Origin of the sequence: Streptomyces sp. NPDC048612, assembly GCF_043199295.1 — a bacterium.
In the GTDB taxonomy this organism is placed as follows: Bacteria; Actinomycetota; Actinomycetes; order Streptomycetales; family Streptomycetaceae; genus Streptomyces.
In genome coordinates this window covers 32762-47725 of record NZ_JBICVV010000023.1, presented here as the reverse complement: position 1 = coordinate 47725, position 14964 = coordinate 32762, and the positions used below count along the sequence as shown (strand labels likewise).

The 14964-nt window shown below is 72.0% G+C and carries 15 protein-coding genes; 5 read left to right on the top strand and 10 right to left on the bottom strand.

Annotated elements, in window-relative coordinates; all coding sequences use genetic code 11:
- Positions 1-39: 39 nt before the first annotated feature.
- From tsaD to ACGFN2_RS28450, 8 genes are all read right to left on the bottom strand, one after another.
- Positions 40-1119 carry a tRNA (adenosine(37)-N6)-threonylcarbamoyltransferase complex transferase subunit TsaD gene (gene tsaD, locus ACGFN2_RS28485; RefSeq protein ID WP_393365322.1) on the bottom strand — a complete coding sequence of 360 codons (1080 nt, stop codon included), beginning with the start codon at positions 1117-1119 and terminating at the stop codon, positions 40-42.
- Positions 1120-1191: 72 nt separating this feature from the next.
- Positions 1192-2577 carry an MATE family efflux transporter gene (locus tag ACGFN2_RS28480; RefSeq protein WP_393365320.1) on the bottom strand — a complete coding sequence of 462 codons (1386 nt, stop codon included), beginning with the start codon at positions 2575-2577 and terminating at the stop codon, positions 1192-1194.
- A complete protein-coding gene (locus ACGFN2_RS28475) occupies positions 2574-3596 on the bottom strand; it encodes an LLM class F420-dependent oxidoreductase (RefSeq protein ID WP_393365318.1) in 1023 nt (340 codons plus the stop codon). Before ACGFN2_RS28475 ends, ACGFN2_RS28480 begins: the two co-directional genes overlap by 4 nt.
- Before the next feature lie 49 nt (positions 3597-3645).
- Positions 3646-5076 carry a YcaO-like family protein gene (locus ACGFN2_RS28470; protein ID WP_393365316.1) on the bottom strand — a complete coding sequence of 477 codons (1431 nt, stop codon included), beginning with the start codon at positions 5074-5076 and terminating at the stop codon, positions 3646-3648.
- Positions 5077-5180: 104 nt separating this feature from the next.
- Positions 5181-5306 (bottom strand): hypothetical protein, encoded by a 126-nt coding sequence (locus tag ACGFN2_RS28465; protein ID WP_393365314.1) that lies wholly within the window; start codon positions 5304-5306, stop codon positions 5181-5183.
- Between the two features lie 266 nt (positions 5307-5572).
- Complete coding sequence (locus ACGFN2_RS28460) at positions 5573-6421, bottom strand: ABC transporter ATP-binding protein (protein ID WP_393365311.1); 849 nt, start codon at positions 6419-6421, stop codon at positions 5573-5575.
- Positions 6418-7503: a FecCD family ABC transporter permease gene (locus tag ACGFN2_RS28455; RefSeq protein ID WP_393365460.1), complete on the bottom strand. Its 1086-nt coding sequence runs from the start codon at positions 7501-7503 to the stop codon at positions 6418-6420. The genes ACGFN2_RS28460 and ACGFN2_RS28455 overlap by 4 nt, the downstream gene beginning before the upstream one ends.
- Before the next feature lie 14 nt (positions 7504-7517).
- Positions 7518-8507, bottom strand: coding sequence for an ABC transporter substrate-binding protein (locus ACGFN2_RS28450; protein ID WP_393365309.1), 990 nt, complete (start codon positions 8505-8507; stop codon positions 7518-7520).
- Positions 8508-8648: 141 nt separating this feature from the next.
- Here ACGFN2_RS28450 and ACGFN2_RS28445 point away from each other — a divergent pair, with 141 nt between their 5' ends.
- The 5 genes from ACGFN2_RS28445 to ACGFN2_RS28425 all read left to right on the top strand — a co-directional run bounded on the left by ACGFN2_RS28445 (position 8649) and on the right by ACGFN2_RS28425 (position 12628).
- Positions 8649-9404 (top strand): (2Fe-2S)-binding protein, encoded by a 756-nt coding sequence (locus ACGFN2_RS28445; RefSeq protein ID WP_393365307.1) that lies wholly within the window; start codon positions 8649-8651, stop codon positions 9402-9404.
- Positions 9405-9590: 186 nt separating this feature from the next.
- Positions 9591-10163 (top strand): DM13 domain-containing protein, encoded by a 573-nt coding sequence (locus ACGFN2_RS28440; protein ID WP_393365458.1) that lies wholly within the window; start codon positions 9591-9593, stop codon positions 10161-10163.
- Between the two features lie 164 nt (positions 10164-10327).
- The gene (locus tag ACGFN2_RS28435) at positions 10328-11500 is read left to right on the top strand and encodes an FAD-dependent oxidoreductase (protein WP_393365305.1); all 1173 of its coding nucleotides are present in this window, start codon (positions 10328-10330) and stop codon (positions 11498-11500) included.
- Positions 11501-11638: 138 nt separating this feature from the next.
- Positions 11639-11875, top strand: a complete 237-nt coding sequence (locus ACGFN2_RS28430) for a hypothetical protein (protein WP_393365303.1) — start codon at positions 11639-11641, stop codon at positions 11873-11875.
- A gap of 66 nt (positions 11876-11941) precedes the next feature.
- Positions 11942-12628: an IclR family transcriptional regulator gene (locus ACGFN2_RS28425; protein WP_393365456.1), complete on the top strand. Its 687-nt coding sequence runs from the start codon at positions 11942-11944 to the stop codon at positions 12626-12628.
- Positions 12629-12676: 48 nt separating this feature from the next.
- On the opposite strand, the gene ACGFN2_RS28420 is transcribed toward ACGFN2_RS28425, so the two are convergent.
- Both ACGFN2_RS28420 and ACGFN2_RS28415 read right to left on the bottom strand, forming a co-directional pair.
- Positions 12677-13591 carry a class I SAM-dependent methyltransferase gene (locus tag ACGFN2_RS28420; protein ID WP_393365301.1) on the bottom strand — a complete coding sequence of 305 codons (915 nt, stop codon included), beginning with the start codon at positions 13589-13591 and terminating at the stop codon, positions 12677-12679.
- A gap of 75 nt (positions 13592-13666) precedes the next feature.
- Positions 13667-14944, bottom strand: coding sequence for an aspartate aminotransferase family protein (locus ACGFN2_RS28415; RefSeq protein WP_393365299.1), 1278 nt, complete (start codon positions 14942-14944; stop codon positions 13667-13669).
- Positions 14945-14964: the final 20 nt, after the last annotated feature.

The following is a 14964-nucleotide window of genomic DNA, read 5'->3' as shown; positions in this document are numbered from 1 at the left end:
CGGCGCCCGGTCAGCCGCGCGCACGCGGACGCACGGCGTTCACGCGGCTGTCGACGCGGCCGACCGGGTGTCGACGGGGTGCAGCGCGGCGTAGTGCAGGGGTGCCGACGGGTCGATCGACACATCCAGCTGGGCCGGAGCGGCATCGGCACGGACCAGGAGGTCGCCGACCGCGGCGATCATCGCGCCGTTGTCGGTGCACAGCGTCAACGGAGGCACCCGCAACGCCACCCCGGCACTCGCGCACCGTTCCTCGGCCAGGGCCCGGACGCGGGAGTTGGCCGCCACACCGCCGACCACGACCAGCGTCCGCACGTCGTACTTCCGGCAGGCGGCCAGCGCCTTGCGGGTCAGGACGTCGGCGATCGCCTCCTGGAGGGAGGCGGCCCCGTCGGCCAGCGGCAGTTCCTCGCCGCGCTGTCGGTGCTGCTCGGCCCACCGCGCCGCCGCCGTCTTCAGGCCGGAGAAGGAGAAGGCGTACGGATCGTCCTTGGCACCGATCAGCGGGCGCGGGAAGGCGACCGCGCACGGGTTCCCGCCCCGGGCCGCCCGGTCGATGGCCGGGCCGCCGGGGTAGGGCAGGCCGAACACCCGGGCCGCCTTGTCGAAGCACTCGCCGGCCGCATCGTCGATGGTGTCGCCCAGATGCAGGATCGGGTCGCGTACGAGGTCGCGCACCAGCAGCAGCGAGGTGTGACCGCCGGAGACGATCAGCACCATGCACGGGTCGGGCAACGGGCCGTGCTCCAGGGTGTCGGCCGCGACGTGCCCGGCCAGGTGGTGCACCCCGTACAGCGGCACCCCCGCCCCATAGGCCAGGGCCTTCGCGCCCGCCAGCCCCACCTGCAGGGCGCCCGACAGTCCAGGGCCCGTGGTGACCGCGACCGCGTCGATGTCCGACAGTCGCAGACCCGCCTGCTCCAAGGCCTCCTTCACCACCGGGTTGAAGGCGTGCAGATGCGCGCGGGCCGCGATCTCCGGGACCACCCCGCCGAACCGGGCGTGCTCGTCCATGCTCGACGCCACCACGTGGGCGAGCAGCCGCCCGTCCGAGACGATCCCGGCGCCGGTCTCATCGCACGACGACTCGATACCGAGCACGATCCGCCCACGGGGCATGGCCACTCCCTTACGACGCTCTTCCTTGCCCCTTGATTGTAGTTGCAAGTGATGTGCAATAAGTGCCGCCGGTCACCGGGCCGGGGGCCCGCCGAGCCCTGGGCGAGCACTCCCCTCGGCGTCCGTGCGCGCTGCCGGCCGGGACCAGGGCCCGCCTCTCACGAAGTGGCGTCGGTAGTGGGGGACGAGCAGCAGGGCATACAGGACGGCGAAGGCAGTCCATGCGAGGTAGAGGCCGGGCAGGCCGAGTCCGGTGTGGAGGCCGAGGAGCCAGCTGAGGGGGATGAGCAGCGTGTAGTCGCTGAGGACCGAGGCCGTCATGAGGGTGCGGGTGTCCCCGGCGGCGCGGAGGAGCGCGGCGTACGACATGCCGACCGCCAGGGGAACCATGCTGAGGAGGGCGGGCGGGACCGCGGCCCACGCGCGCTGCACCACCTCGGGGTCGGTGGCGAGTTGGGAGAGAAGCGGGTGGCCCAGGGCGACCGCCCCGAGGGACGGCACGGCCAGCAGGAGGAGGAGCAGCTTGATGCCCGTCCGGTGCCATGCGGCGGCGCCCGCGCGGTTGCCGCTGCCGAGTTCCTGCCCGGCCAGGATGGTGAGGGCACTGGCGGCCGAGCCGAGACAGGTGAAGACGATCAGGGTCAGGTTGTCCACGATGCGGTAGGCGGCGAGGTCCTGGGTGCTCATCCGGGCGGCGAAGCCGGCCAGGAGGGCTTCGTTCACATAGCCGATGCCGAGGGTGCTCATCTCGGGCCAGCCGATGCGCCACAGCTCCCTGGTGACGCCAGGCCCCACGTCCGTTCCCTCGGAGCGCCGGGGGAGACGCGTACGGCAGTAGAGGAGCAGGTATCCGGTTCCGGCCGCGGTGGCCGCGAGGGTGGACAGGGCGGCTCCGGTGACACCGAGTCCGGCGTGGAAGATCAGGAGCAGGCCGAGCGGCAGGTTCACCACGTTGAGGAGCAGGGCGGTGTACATCGTGGCGCGTGTGGCGCCGATGCCGGCGCAGGCGGCCTGGAGGGTGAAGGACACGGCGGCGAACGGAACGGAGAACGCCGCCACTCGGAGGTAGGCGGTTCCCGGCCCGTGGACGTCGTCGGCCGCTCCCAGTGCGGTCAGGGCGAGGGGCGCGACGGCGTACAGCACCGCACCGATGACCGTCCCGGCGACGAGGGAGGTGACCAGCCCGGTTCGCGCCACCTGGGCGACGTCCTGGGGGCGGCCGGCGCCGTGACAGCGGGCGATCTGCACCTGGACGGCGGTGGCCCAGCCGCGTACGACGATCAGCGCGATGAGCAGGACCGGTGCCGCGAGCGCGAACGAGGCGAGCGCACGGGCGGATACCCGGGCGAGCAGGACCGTGTCCACGAGGTTGAGCGTGATCTGTGTCAGTCCCGCGACGAGCAGGGGACAGGCCAGGCTCCAGGCGCGGCGGACGGTCGGGTGCCGGGGGTCGTTCACAGGGCGGCCTGGGCGGCTTCCAGGAGTTCGGTGTCGCGGTCGAGGAGGATCAGGGTGTCCACGCGGGAGTCCTTCCAGGCCGCGATCCGGTCGACGATGGCCGGGAGCGGGCCGGGCAGCGCGACCTGATCGAGCAGGGAGTCCGGGACCGCGGCGATGGCGTCGGGCCGGTGGCCCTCGGCGAAGTGCTTGCGGACGGTGTGGGCCGCGGCGTCATGTCCCATCCGGCAGGCCACGCCGAAGTAGGTGTTGCGTCCACCGGGCCCTGCCGCGCCGATCAAGTGCGCGAACAGGGGCCGCAGTTTGTCGCGGCCCTGCTCGACGGTCTCGGCGCGGGCGACGTACACGATCGGGCTGATGCGGAGGTCGGCGCGGGAGCGGCCGGCCCGGGCCAGCCCCTCGTCCAGCGGAGCGGTCAGCGCGGCCTCGTGCTCCGGGGCGTACAGGCCGGCCAGCCAGCCGTCCGCGATCTCTCCGGTCAGTGCGACGTTGCGGGGGCCGATCGCCCCGAGGTAGACGGGCAGGTCGGGCCGCAGAGGCTTCATGTCGGCCTTCACGGGCCGGGCGCCGCCGCTGGAACCGGGGCCGCGGTAGGGGAGTGGGTAGATCTCCCCGTCGTGTGCGACGCGTTCCGTGTGAGCGACGGCGCTGCGGACGATCTCGACGTACTCGCGGGTGCGCCGCAGGGGCTTGGCGTAGGGCTGCCCGTGCCAGCCTTCGGTGATCCACGGGACGGACAGGCCCAGCCCGAGCTGGAACCGTCCTCCGGAGAGTACGTCGAGCGTCATGGCGGTCATCGCGGTGGCGGCGGGGGTGCGCGCCGGGATCTGCATGACCGCGGTGCCCAGTTTGATGCGGCGGGTGGTGGCGGCCAGATAGCCGAGGACGCTCACGGCGTCGGGGCCGTACTCCTCCACGCTCCAGACGGAGTCGACACCGATCTGTTCGGCGCGTTGGACGACGGGGAGGAACTCCGCGACGGGTTCTCCGCCGTAGCCCAGGGCGAGCCCGAGACGCATAAGCGATGACTCCTTGTGTCGTGTGCCGGACGGTGCGGGGTGCTCACGGTCAGGAGAACGGCAGCGGATCGAGGACGAGGTCGCCCTCGCGGGGCGGCCGCGGGACCCAGCCGCGGGCGAGGGGCTCGTGGTGCAGACGGCGGCCGCCGAGGAAGGGGAACGCGGCCGGGGCGTTGCCGGTGAGTCCGGGCACCATGACGCGGGCGACATACAGTCCGGCGGCCCTCACCTGAGGCGGTGTGAGGTCGACGGTCACGGCACGCAGCCCTTGGGCGGCGAGCAGCCGGACGTAGTCGTCCAGCCGGGCCGCCGCCGGACCGGGCCCGTGCTGCGGTGCCGTCGGCCGTCCTCCGGTCCGGGGCGCGCGGAGCCGGTCCAGCCTGGCGTCCTGCATCCGCGGGTCGAGGTACACCTGGAGGTGCAGGCGTACGTCGTTGACGTCGTGCCAGTCGGGACGGAAGTCGTCGAGGTAGGCGCGGTCGTGCCGATGGGGCCGGTAGGGTCGGCGGCCGAGACGCCCGGCGCGGACGGCGGTCCAGAACCCGCTGCCGCGTTCCAGGAGTTCCAGGCCGGTCTCGTGCATCCCGATGGCCTCGGTCAGCGCCTTGGCGGCGGCGGCCGTGGTGGTGGGACGGCAGGCACTGCCGAACGCGACGAGCCGCCGGGCCCCGTCCTCGATGAACGCGCCGGCCACGGTGATGTCGAAGGTGGAGGGGATGCGCAGGAACGTCACCCGTAAGCCGGCGGAGGCGGCTTCGCCCAGCGCGGTGGCGAGGGCGTCGTCCCCGCCCGGGAACAGGGCGGCCGCGGGTGCGCCGCTGAGCCACCACAGGGTGACGGCGTCCCGTTCCAGCACCTCCAGCAGCGCGGCGAGTTGTGCCTCTTCGGGGGTGTCGCCCGCGGCCGTACCGGCCAGGACCGGGTAGTGGGCGGGCGGTTCGGCGCGGCGCGCGCCCCGGTAGTAGTTGACGTAGGTCAGGGAAGCGGGGACCAGGACCGGCGAACCGTCGTGGAGATCGTGGCCGGAGGCCCAGGCGACCGGCAGGCCGGGTGCCATGGCGACGAACGGGAAGCCGCGCCGGGCGTATTGGGCGGGGGAGTACAGGGCGAACTCACGGGGGTCCACCGCCGCACGGCCGACGCGGGACAACTCCGCGTAGGAGGCGACGGGCAGCGTGTCGGGGACCAGATTGGCGCAGTAGCGTTCGACGGCCTCGCCCACTGCGGCGCGGCGTGCCCGGTCGTGGTCGCCCAGCGCGGCGCCGCCGGTGGCGGTGTCGACCACGGCCGGGACGAGCGCGGAATCCGCCGACAGGCGGGCACTGTAGGAGACACAGCTCGGCACCGCCGCCGCGCGGGGGCGGTCCAGGACGACCCGCTCGATCAGGGGGAGCCCGGCGTCGGCGAGGCGCAGGGCGAGGGTGCCGGGGCCCGGGTCCGCGTGGTCCGTCGATGTCGTGCCGGAAGGGGAAACAGGCAACCCGTGCTCCTCGGTCCGTGGAATCGGCTGGTTGCTCACCGGCGTCGCCGGTACCCGACGTGCGGTGGGAGGCGGCGGAGCATGGCCTCCCACCGCACGGTGGTTCAGCTCGCGGTCTGCTCTTCCTCGCCGTCCTCACGCCACTCGAACGGTGCGTCGACCGCCGGCGTATGCGACTTCAGACAGCCCGGCTGCGGCTCTTCCGGCTCCTGCCAGCCTGCGTGTGCCATGTGCGTCCTCCTTGAGATCGGCACAGGACGCGGCTTGTTGCACATCCTGTGCAGTTACAAGTGACGGGCAGAAGGCTAGGGGCGGGTGCCGGGTTGCTCAATGTGCCCACGCGGCGCGGGCCCCGGATTCCGGCCACGCGACCGCGTACGGCGTCAGGGTGCGGGTGATGCGGGAGAGCACAGACGGGGCGATGCGGTCGGAGGCCGCAGCACACGAAACCGGCCGGCGGCCGCCCGGCCGGCCCCGGCTCGTGTCTCTCCTGTGGTCACCCTCTTTGTTCGGCCTGTTTCCCCCCGTTCCGGCCGGTGCTGACCGCCGCATGCACACCGGGAAGCACGGTGACGTACGGCACGCCGGTGCGCGGATGCTCGGTCACCTCCGCCTCGACGCGGTAGACCTCGGCCAGCAGCGCGGGCGTGAACACCTCCACAGGGCTTCCGGTCGCGACCACCCGGCCGCCGTCCATCACACAGATCCGGTCGCAGAAGGAAGCGGCCAGGTTGAGGTCGTGCAGCGCGATGACGGCGGTGACGCCCAGCCGTCGGACGAGCCGCAGCGCATCGAGCTGATGGCGCAGGTCCAGATGGTTGGTCGGCTCGTCCAGCACCATCGTGCCCGTGCGCTGGGCGAGCGCGCGGGCGATCAGAACCCGCTGCTTCTCCCCGCCCGAGAGCTGGTCGAACGGCGCGTGCGCCAGGGCGCCGACGTGCAACTCCTCCAGCGCGCGCAGGATGATGTCGCGGTCGTCCGCGTCGTCGCCCGCGAACGCCCGCTTGTGCGGCGTGCGGCCCATGGCGACCACGTCGTACACGGTGAGTTCGAAGTCCCCGGCGTGCTCCTGCAGGACGGCCGCCAGCCGCTGCGCGAGCCGTTTGCCGGGCATCCGCCAGACGTCCGTGCCGTCCAGCAACACCCGGCCGGACGTGGGGCGTTGCGCCCGGTAGAACGTGCGCAGCAGTGTCGACTTGCCGGCCCCGTTGGGCCCCACGAGCGCCACCATCTCGCCGGGCGCCACCTGCAGGGACACCTCGTGAACCAGGGTTTTGCCGTTCACCGCAACGGTGACGCCCTGAGCGTCGAGCGCCCCGGCCGTGGCGATCGCACGGTGCGTCATCGGGCCGCCTTCCGCCGCATCAGCCACAGGAAGAACGGGCCGCCGACCAGGGCGGTGAGAATGCCGACGGGTATCTCCTCCGGACTCATGAGCGTACGCGCGGCCAGGTCGGCGGCGATCAGGAAGGCCGCCCCCAGGAGCGCGGCGGCCGGCAGTGCACGGCGGTGGTCGGCGCCCACCAGCAGCCGCACCACATGCGGCATGATCAGCCCGACGAAGCCGATCTGCCCGCTGACCGCGACGATGGTGCCGATCATCAGCGCGACGAGGGTGAAGAGCGCGGCCCGGAAGCGGTGGACGTCCAGGCCGAGGGCCGCTGCGGCCTCCTCCCCGGCCAGCAGCAGGTTGAGGGGCCGGCAGACGCCGAGCAGCACTGCCGTCCCCAGCAGGACCGCACCCACGGGTATCCACACCGTCGTCCAGGTGGTGCCGGCCAGCCCGCCGAGCATCCACCGCAGCGCGGCCTGTGTCTTGTGCGGGTCATGGGAAGTGACGATGAGGAAGCTGGCCAGGGCGGAGAGCACCTCGGCCATGGCCACACCCGCCAGCACCAGCCGCACCGTGGTCATCCGCCCGCCGGAACGGGCCAGCAGATAGACGGCGACCAGCGCGGCCAGCGCACCGCAGAACGCCGCGACAGGCAGCGAGAACATCCCGAACAGCGTCACGTTCAGCACCAGCACGAGCACCGCGCCGACCGACGCGCCGGACGAGACCCCGAGCAGCATCGGGTCGGCCAGCGGGTTGCGGACCAGGGCCTGCAGCGCCGCCCCGGACACGGCCAGTCCCGCGCCCACGGCTGCGGCCAGCAGCACCCGGGGCAGCCGGACATCGACGACGATCGTCTCGCGCACCGGGCTCCACGTCGGCTCGGCCAGCGCCGGATGCACCCGGTGCAGCAGGATGCTCCAGACCTCATCGGCCGGGATGCTGATCGAGCCGACCGCGATGCCGGCCGTCGCGACACCCACCAGCACGACACCGAGAACAACGAGTACCACGGAGCAGGGAACTCCGGGCCGTCGACCGGCGAGCGCCCCGGGCGTCTCCCGCTCACCGGTCCCTCCGGCCGCCCCGGCCATCTCCTTCACCTCGGTCACTTGAAGCGCCCGGGGTGGAGCTGGCGGGCCAGCGACTCCACGGCCGACGGAACCCGCACGCCGAGCACGGTGGACGACAGCGGCAGCACGGCGAAGCGCTTGTTCTTGATCGCCGGGACGTCCTTCAGCGCCGGGTTGGACAGCAGGAACTTCTTCTTGGCCTCGGCGGACTGGTCGCCGTAGTCGTAGATGACGATGACGTCGGGCGCCCGCTGCGCGATCTGCTCGAACGAGACGTCACCGAAGGCTTTGTCGAGGTCGGCGAAGAGGTTCGTCCCGCCGGCGCGCTTGATCACCTCGTTGCCGATGCCCTTGCCGCCCGCGGTGAAGGCGGTCTTGTCGCCGCTGTCATAGACGACGGCCTTCACCGGGGAGACACCGGAGAGCTTGCGCTGCACGCCGTCGAGCACGGTGTGCAGACTCCGCACCTGCCGTTCGGCCCGCTCGGGCACGCCGAAGATCTTGGCGACGGTACGGATCTCCTCATCCATCCGGTCCATCGTCACGGGCCCCTTGGCGCACTCCTCGACGTTCAGGTGGGTGTTGATCCCGGCCTTGGTGAGGGCGGCGCGGCCGCGCCCCTCCTTCTCGTCGAAGGTGCTGGCGAACCCGCCGTAGACGAAGTCGGGTTCGGCCGCCAGCAGCGTCTCGAACGAGGGGTACTCCTTCGACAGGGTCTTCACCCTGCTGTAGGCGTCCTGGTACTTCGGGAGGATCTTGTCGTCCAGGTAGCCCGTGCCCACCATCGACTTCTCCAGCCCGAGTGCCAGCATGACCTCGGTCGCGTGCTGGTTCAGCGAGACGGCCCGCTGCGGCGGGCGCTGATAGGTGGTCCGCACACCGCAGTTGGACACGGTGACGGGGAACCCCTTCGGGGCGGGGCCCGCAGGGGAGGCGTCGGTCTGCTTGGCGGGGCTGCCACAGCCGGACACCGAGAAAGCCACGAGTGCGGTCAGCAGCAACGGCAGCGAGCGGCTGCTCTTCATGGGTGTTCCTTCCAGGCTCTGTGAGGAGGCGACGCACGCCGCGAAGCGGGAGGCCATGGTTTCGCAAGTTATGTGTAACTGCGATAGTCATGCAATAAAGCCGCTGAAGAGGAAGCGTGAGGGGAGAGGGCGCGTGGAGGCATGGGCCCGGCGTACGCGGACCTCGTTCTCACGCTGCCGTCCACGACCGACTCGGGCGAGGCAACCATGATGACCACCGACACCCTCGCCCAGATCTCCGCCATCGGCCGCTACTTCACGGTGTACAGCGGGCCACGGCCCGACGCCACGGAGTTCGCGCCACTCGCCGACCTGTACGGGAAACGGGCCGCACTGGAGGCATCCGTCACCGCCGTGGGCCGGCGCATCGGCACCGACCAGCAGCGGGTGGCCGCCTCGACCCTGCACATCGGAACGGCGGCCCGCCTGTGGTCGGTCGCCCTGGCCGGCACCGTACTGACCGGTGAGGTACCCGACCTCGCGCCCGAACGGCTGTGGATGCGCGTGGCCACCTCCGGGCCGGTCGACCTCTGGCTCCCTCAGGCAACCGCCGTGTCCCGTGGCGGCGATCTGCCCGACGCCCTGTACGAGAACGTCGTCGTACGCCACCTGCTGCCACTGGACGAGGCGATACGCCGGCACTTCGGCCTCTCGCCCAAGGTGCTGTCGGGCAACGTCACCTCGGCGCTCATGGGTGCCGTACGCACCCTGAACAGGCGCGTTCCGGACGCCCCGCACCCACCGCTCCCGCTCGTCACCGCCCTCCTGGAACGGGAGCCCCTCGCGAGCGCGGGCACCCTCACCGTCCACCCCCTCGCCTACCGGCGCCACAACTGCTGCCTCTACTACCGGGTCCCGGGCGTCGGGTACTGCGAGGAGTGCGTCCTCAACGGTTAGGGGACGTTCTTCACGTGGCCCTTCGCCGCACAGGCCGGGCCTGCCGGTTTGCGTGGTTACCGGTGTCTTACGGGGCGTTCTCTCCGCTACCCCGGCGGGTCGGGTGCGGGGTTTGCTGGACGCATGACGGGGCCGGCCGATCGCGGTCGGCCTGTTCGTCCCCTTCAGGAGGTCTTGGTGTCCCGTATGTCCCGCCGTATCTATCTGCCCCTCGTTCTCGTGCTGGTGGTCGTCGCCGGGGCAGGGCTCGCGCTCTTCCAGCCCTGGAAGGCGTTCAGCGACACCACGGTGAACGAATCCCTGCCCAGCGCATCCGCCCCGATGAAGGACGGACCACAGGGGAAGGGCAACGCCGGAATGAAGGGCGAGGAAATGAAGGGCGAGGAGTCGTCATCGGAGGCCGGCATGCAGCCCAAGGACCTCGCCGAAGGCCGCTTCGTCTCCCACGAGCACGACACCACCGGCAACGCCCGTACGGTCCGGCTGGCGGACGGTGGCCAGGTGCTGCGGCTGGAGCACCTCAAGACCTCCGAGGGGCCGGATGTACGGGTCTATCTCTCGGCCCGGTCTGCCGATGGCGCGGAGTCCGGGCTCGGTGACGGGGCGGTCGAACTCGGGAAGCTCAAGGGCAACCTCGGAAACCAGAACTACGCCGTCCCGGCCGGCACGAACCTGTCGAAGTTCCGCAGCGTGGTGATCTGGTGCGAGCGGTTCTCGGTCTCCTTCGGCGCCGCCGACCTCACCCCGATGAAGCGCTGACCCGTGGAACACCCGGCCCGGCCCGCTTTCGGGCCGGGCCGGTCCGCCAAGTCCTCATGGAAGGACGGGCCTTCACGCGCTCGGAGGCCACGGCAGACCGGCCGACGGGGTACATCATGGGCGTGGACGCCCGAGGGGGCCTGCGGAGAAGAGTGGAGTGGGACGTGACACGCATACTGGTCATCGGCGGCGGGATCGCGGGTACGGCGACCGCACTGGCCCTGCACAAGGCAGGTTTCGACGTCACCGTGCACGAGGCGCATCCCGACACGGCCCAGGACATCGGGGCGTTCCTGACCCTGGCGAGCAACGGCATGCGCGCGCTCGCGCAGCTCGACGCCTCGGATGTGGTCACCGCGCTCGGCTTTCCGCTGCCCTCGATGCGGGTGCTCGACGACCAGGGTGGTGAAGTGGCGCGTGTGCCGCTGGGGGAGGCGGAGGACGCGCGTCTGCGCTACCGGTGCCTGCGGCGCGGCGAGTTGAACTCCGCCCTGCAGGCCGAGGTCATCCGCCGGGGCATCGGGCTGTCGCACGGCGCGCAGTTGGTGTCCGTCGAGAGCGGCCCTGAGGAGGTGACGGCGCGTTTCGCCGACGGCAGTGTCGCGGCCGGTGATCTGCTCATCGGCGCGGACGGCCTGAGTTCGGCCGTCCGGCGGTCGATCGCGCCCGGCGCTGAGCCCGTCTACGCGGGGCAGAGCGTCTTCTACGGCTACACGCGCAGCGCGCCGGAAGCGGAGGAGACGGGGCACATCACCATGGTGCGGGGCAGCGCCGTGGCCTTCGGGTACGCGGTGTCACCGGACGGGGAGACGTACTGGTTCGCCCGCGTCGCCGGTCCGACCGTCCCCGCCGGGGAACTCGCACGCCCCACGCCCACCCGCTGGCGGGAGCACCTCGTGGAGTTGCTGGGCAAGGACGCCACCCCCGCCGCGGGCATCGTCGCGGCCTCCACCGACGGCATCATGGCCACCAACGCCACCGAGATCCCGCTCGGAACCCCCTGGCGCTCCGGGCGGACGCTGATCGTCGGTGATGCCGCGCATGCGGCGTCACCCGCGACGGGGCAAGGTGCCTCGATGGCGTTGGAGGACGCCGTCATCCTTGCCAAGTCCCTGCGGGACGCGCCCGATACGGACAGCGCGCTCGCCCTCTACGAGGCATGCCGCCGCCCCCGCGTGGAGCACAACATCACCGCCAGTGGCGAGATCTCCCGCGGCACCCGCACCCCGCCGCGCACCGGCCGGGCGCCGTCCCCGCAGCGTCCCGGCGACGACGCGCTGATCGCCCAGCTCGACTGGAACCGCGCTCTGCGCGCCGTCTCCGGCGACACGGACTGAGCCGGGCCGGGTCGGAGTGAGCCGGGTCGAGCCGGTCTGATGCCGGGGCACGTGGGCGTGCCCCGGCATCACTGTGTTCCGCCTCGCGCGGTTTGCGCGCCGGGGTGTGTGGTGGCGGGGTGGGGAATGGGGACGGTGATGCAGAAGTTTCTTTCCATCGGCCTCACTGATCTTGTACGGGAAGTCGAGCCGGCCGTTCTTGACGGTGATGACGGGCCCGTTCTCAACGGTCGTATCGCGGTGAACGTAATGGCCGGAATTCTCCGAGGAATCCCATTCCATTCGACCATCGCGCTGCTACAGTTTCCCTCCTGTACAGTTGCCGGCTGCACGGATTCAATACCCGCCGGTTTCTGGCTGCTGTCGTGGCGCTGACCACGCCCGGGACTGAATGGCTGAACGGGGGGCAGGTCATTGTCTGTCGATAGGCACTCCCGCTCGATGCTCGCCCGTGGCTTCAGTGTGCTGCGCTGTTTCCGGACAGGCGAACACGAACTCCCGCTGTCCGAAATAGCGCGCAGAGCCGACATGCCAAAAGCGACCGCTCACCGGATCATTGCGGAACTGGTCGACGAGGGAATGCTGGAGCGCAGCGAGAAAGGGCTGCGGCTCGGCGTCGCCTTATTCATGCTGGGGGCGCGGGTTCCCCGGCAGCTCAAGTTCCGTGATCTCGCTTTTCCGTATGCGGAGCGGTTGCATCAACTCACCCGCGGAAGTGCCTTCATTTTCATTTCCGACGCGTTCGGGCCGGACGCGGCGCTGGTGGACGCCGTGCGGCGCAGGTTCGGTCCGGACGCCGGGCCCGGGGTCGAGGGGGAGACCTGGGCTTCGGCGGAGGCCGCGAACCGGGTTCTGCACGCGTTCGCGGTGCGGGAGGCGGAAGGGAAGACCACCGGGGAGGAGACCCGGGTGCGGCACCAGGGTTTCGCGGCCGTACGCAGCACGACCGGCACCCTCGGGGTCGCGACACCCGTGCTGACGGCGTCGGGGACCGCCATGGGGGCGTTGGCCGTCGCCGGCCCGCACACCCGGCTGGAGGTGGGCCGGGCCGCCTCGCATCTGCGGGCCGCGTGCAACGCCGTCTCCCGGGGACTGCACCGTACGCCCGAGCTGGTGCCGGTGCAGTGACCGCCGTCCGGCGGCCGTCGTGGCAGGGCCGTGGCGCGGGGCGCCACGTCAGCCCCGCCGCGCGGTGAACAGGGTGGGCAGCAGCCGCCCGGCCAGGTACTCCTCGCGGGCCGCGGTGAGGGTGTCCCGGATGCGGTCGGCGGACGCGGCACCGTAGATCCCGGCGACACTGCCGCGGAAGATCCGTACGACCTTGAGGCGTTCGGCGAGCAGCGCCATGGCCCAGTCCGTCAGATCGCGCCGGACCAGGGCCGTGAAGCCCGCGTCGTCGAGCTGGCGCAGGCGGGCCGCGAGCGGGGTGGTGAAGAAGACCTCGCGCGGATGCGTCACGCGGAACGCCGCGGACGGCCCCGGGGTGCCGGGTGTCAGGCTCACCTCCTCGGTGAGGACGAGCAGGCCGCCGGGGCGCAGCAGCCGGCCGGCCTCGCGCAGGACGGCACCGGGGTCGGGGAAGTGGGGCATCGATCCCGTCACCACGACGACGTCGAGTGCGGCGTCCGGGAGCGGAACAGCGGCGGCCGACGCGCAGATCTCGGTCATGCCCGCACGCCCTTGCGCGCGGCGGATACGGCGGCTGACCGCGCAGTGCTCGGCGACGAGGTCCACTCCGTAGGCGCGGCGTACGGTGACCGGGCGCGCGGCGAGCCGGTCCACCAGGTACCGCAGCGCGCCGCCGAAGCCGCTGCCCAGTTCGCACAGGTCCACCGGGGGGAGGGCCGCCCCTCCGGGAGAGGCCTCCGCCAGGAGCGCTGCGACGGAGTCGGCCACCAGGTCGCAGCCCTGCGGACCGAAGTGGCCCATCTGGTCCAGCCCGAGCAGCCCGGCGGGCCCCTCCTCGCCGGTGAACTCGACGATGGACCGCTCGGTGCGCTCCCAGTCGTGCAGCGCGGGAAACAGCTCCCGGTGATAGCGGTACTGGACGCCGCTCTGACCGTCCGGGACCCCAGGCGCGGTGTTCGGCACGGTGACGCTCCTCGGTTCGTACGAAGGCGGATGCGGGTGGCAAGGCCGGGTGAGCAGGGGGGAAGAGGGCTTCGGTCAGCTCCGGTCCTGTGGGCGGAACTCGTCGGGCACCGCGGCGCACACGGTGTCCAGGATCGCCAGCGCCTCCTTCGCCTCCTCGTCCGTGGCGATCAGCGGTGGCAGCAGCCGCAGCACCTCCGGGCGGCCCAGGCAGGGGGAGACCACGAGTCCGTTCCGGCCCAGCTCCGTCAGGACCTCCCCGGCCGCGGCGGGAGTGGCGAACTCCACGCCCCACAGCAGCCCCTGCCCCCGCACCTCTCTGATCAGCGACGGGTGGCGCCCGGCGAGCCCGGTGAGCCCGGCGGCGAACAGCTCGCTCAACTCGGCTCCCCGCGGCGCCAGTTCCTCCACGGACGTGAGGGCCGCGAGTCCGGCCGCCGCGCCGAGCGGATGCCCGGAGAAGGTGGTGGTGTGCACGAACGGGTCAGCGGACAGCGGCTCGTACAGCTCCGGCGTCGCCACCACGGCGGACAGCGGCTGCACCCCGCCGCCGAGCGCCTTGCCGAGCAGTACGGCGTCCGGCCGTACGCCGAGGTCGGTGCTGACCAGCCGGGGCCCGCAGCGGCGCAGCCCGGTCTGGATCTCGTCGGCGATGAGGAAGGCGCCGTGCGCGTGCGCGGCGTCCGCGAGGGCCCGCAGGAACCCGGGCTCCAACGGCCGGACACCGCCCTCGCCCTGGACCGGCTCCACGAGCACGGCGGCCACGCCGTCGTCCGCGTCCTCGCCGTCGCCCGCGAAGGCGCCGGGTAGCGCGGACACCTGGGCGGGAATGTGGGTCACGCCGCCGAGCAGCGGTTCGAGCGAGCGGCGGTAGCGGGCGTTCCAGGTCGTGGCGAGGGCGCCTAGGGACTTGCCGTGGTAGGCGCCCTCGACGGCGACGACACGTGTGCGGCCCGTGGCGAGGCGCGCCAGCTTGAGTGCCGCCTCGACGGCGTCGCAGCCGTTGAGTCCCAGCCAGACCTTCGTCAGCCGTCCCGGGTCCGCCCAGGCCGTCAGAGCCTCCGCGAGGCCGGCGGTCGTACGGTTGGCCAGGACCCGGGTGGACACCGGCAGCGTGTCCAGTTCGCGGCGGACGGCGGCGACCACGGCGGGGTGGCGCTGCCCGAGCAGGGTCACCGCGTAGCTTCCGAAGTCGAGCGCGCTGCGGCCGTCGGAGAGCCGTACGCGTGCCCCCTCGCCTCTCGCCTCGATGGCGCCGGAGCCGTTCATGCCGTGCACGAGGGCCAGTTGGGGCGAGAGATGGCGGCGGGTCGCCCCGAGCGCGCTCCGGGCGGACTCGTCCTGCGCGGTCATGGGGCCGTCCTCTCCGCCGT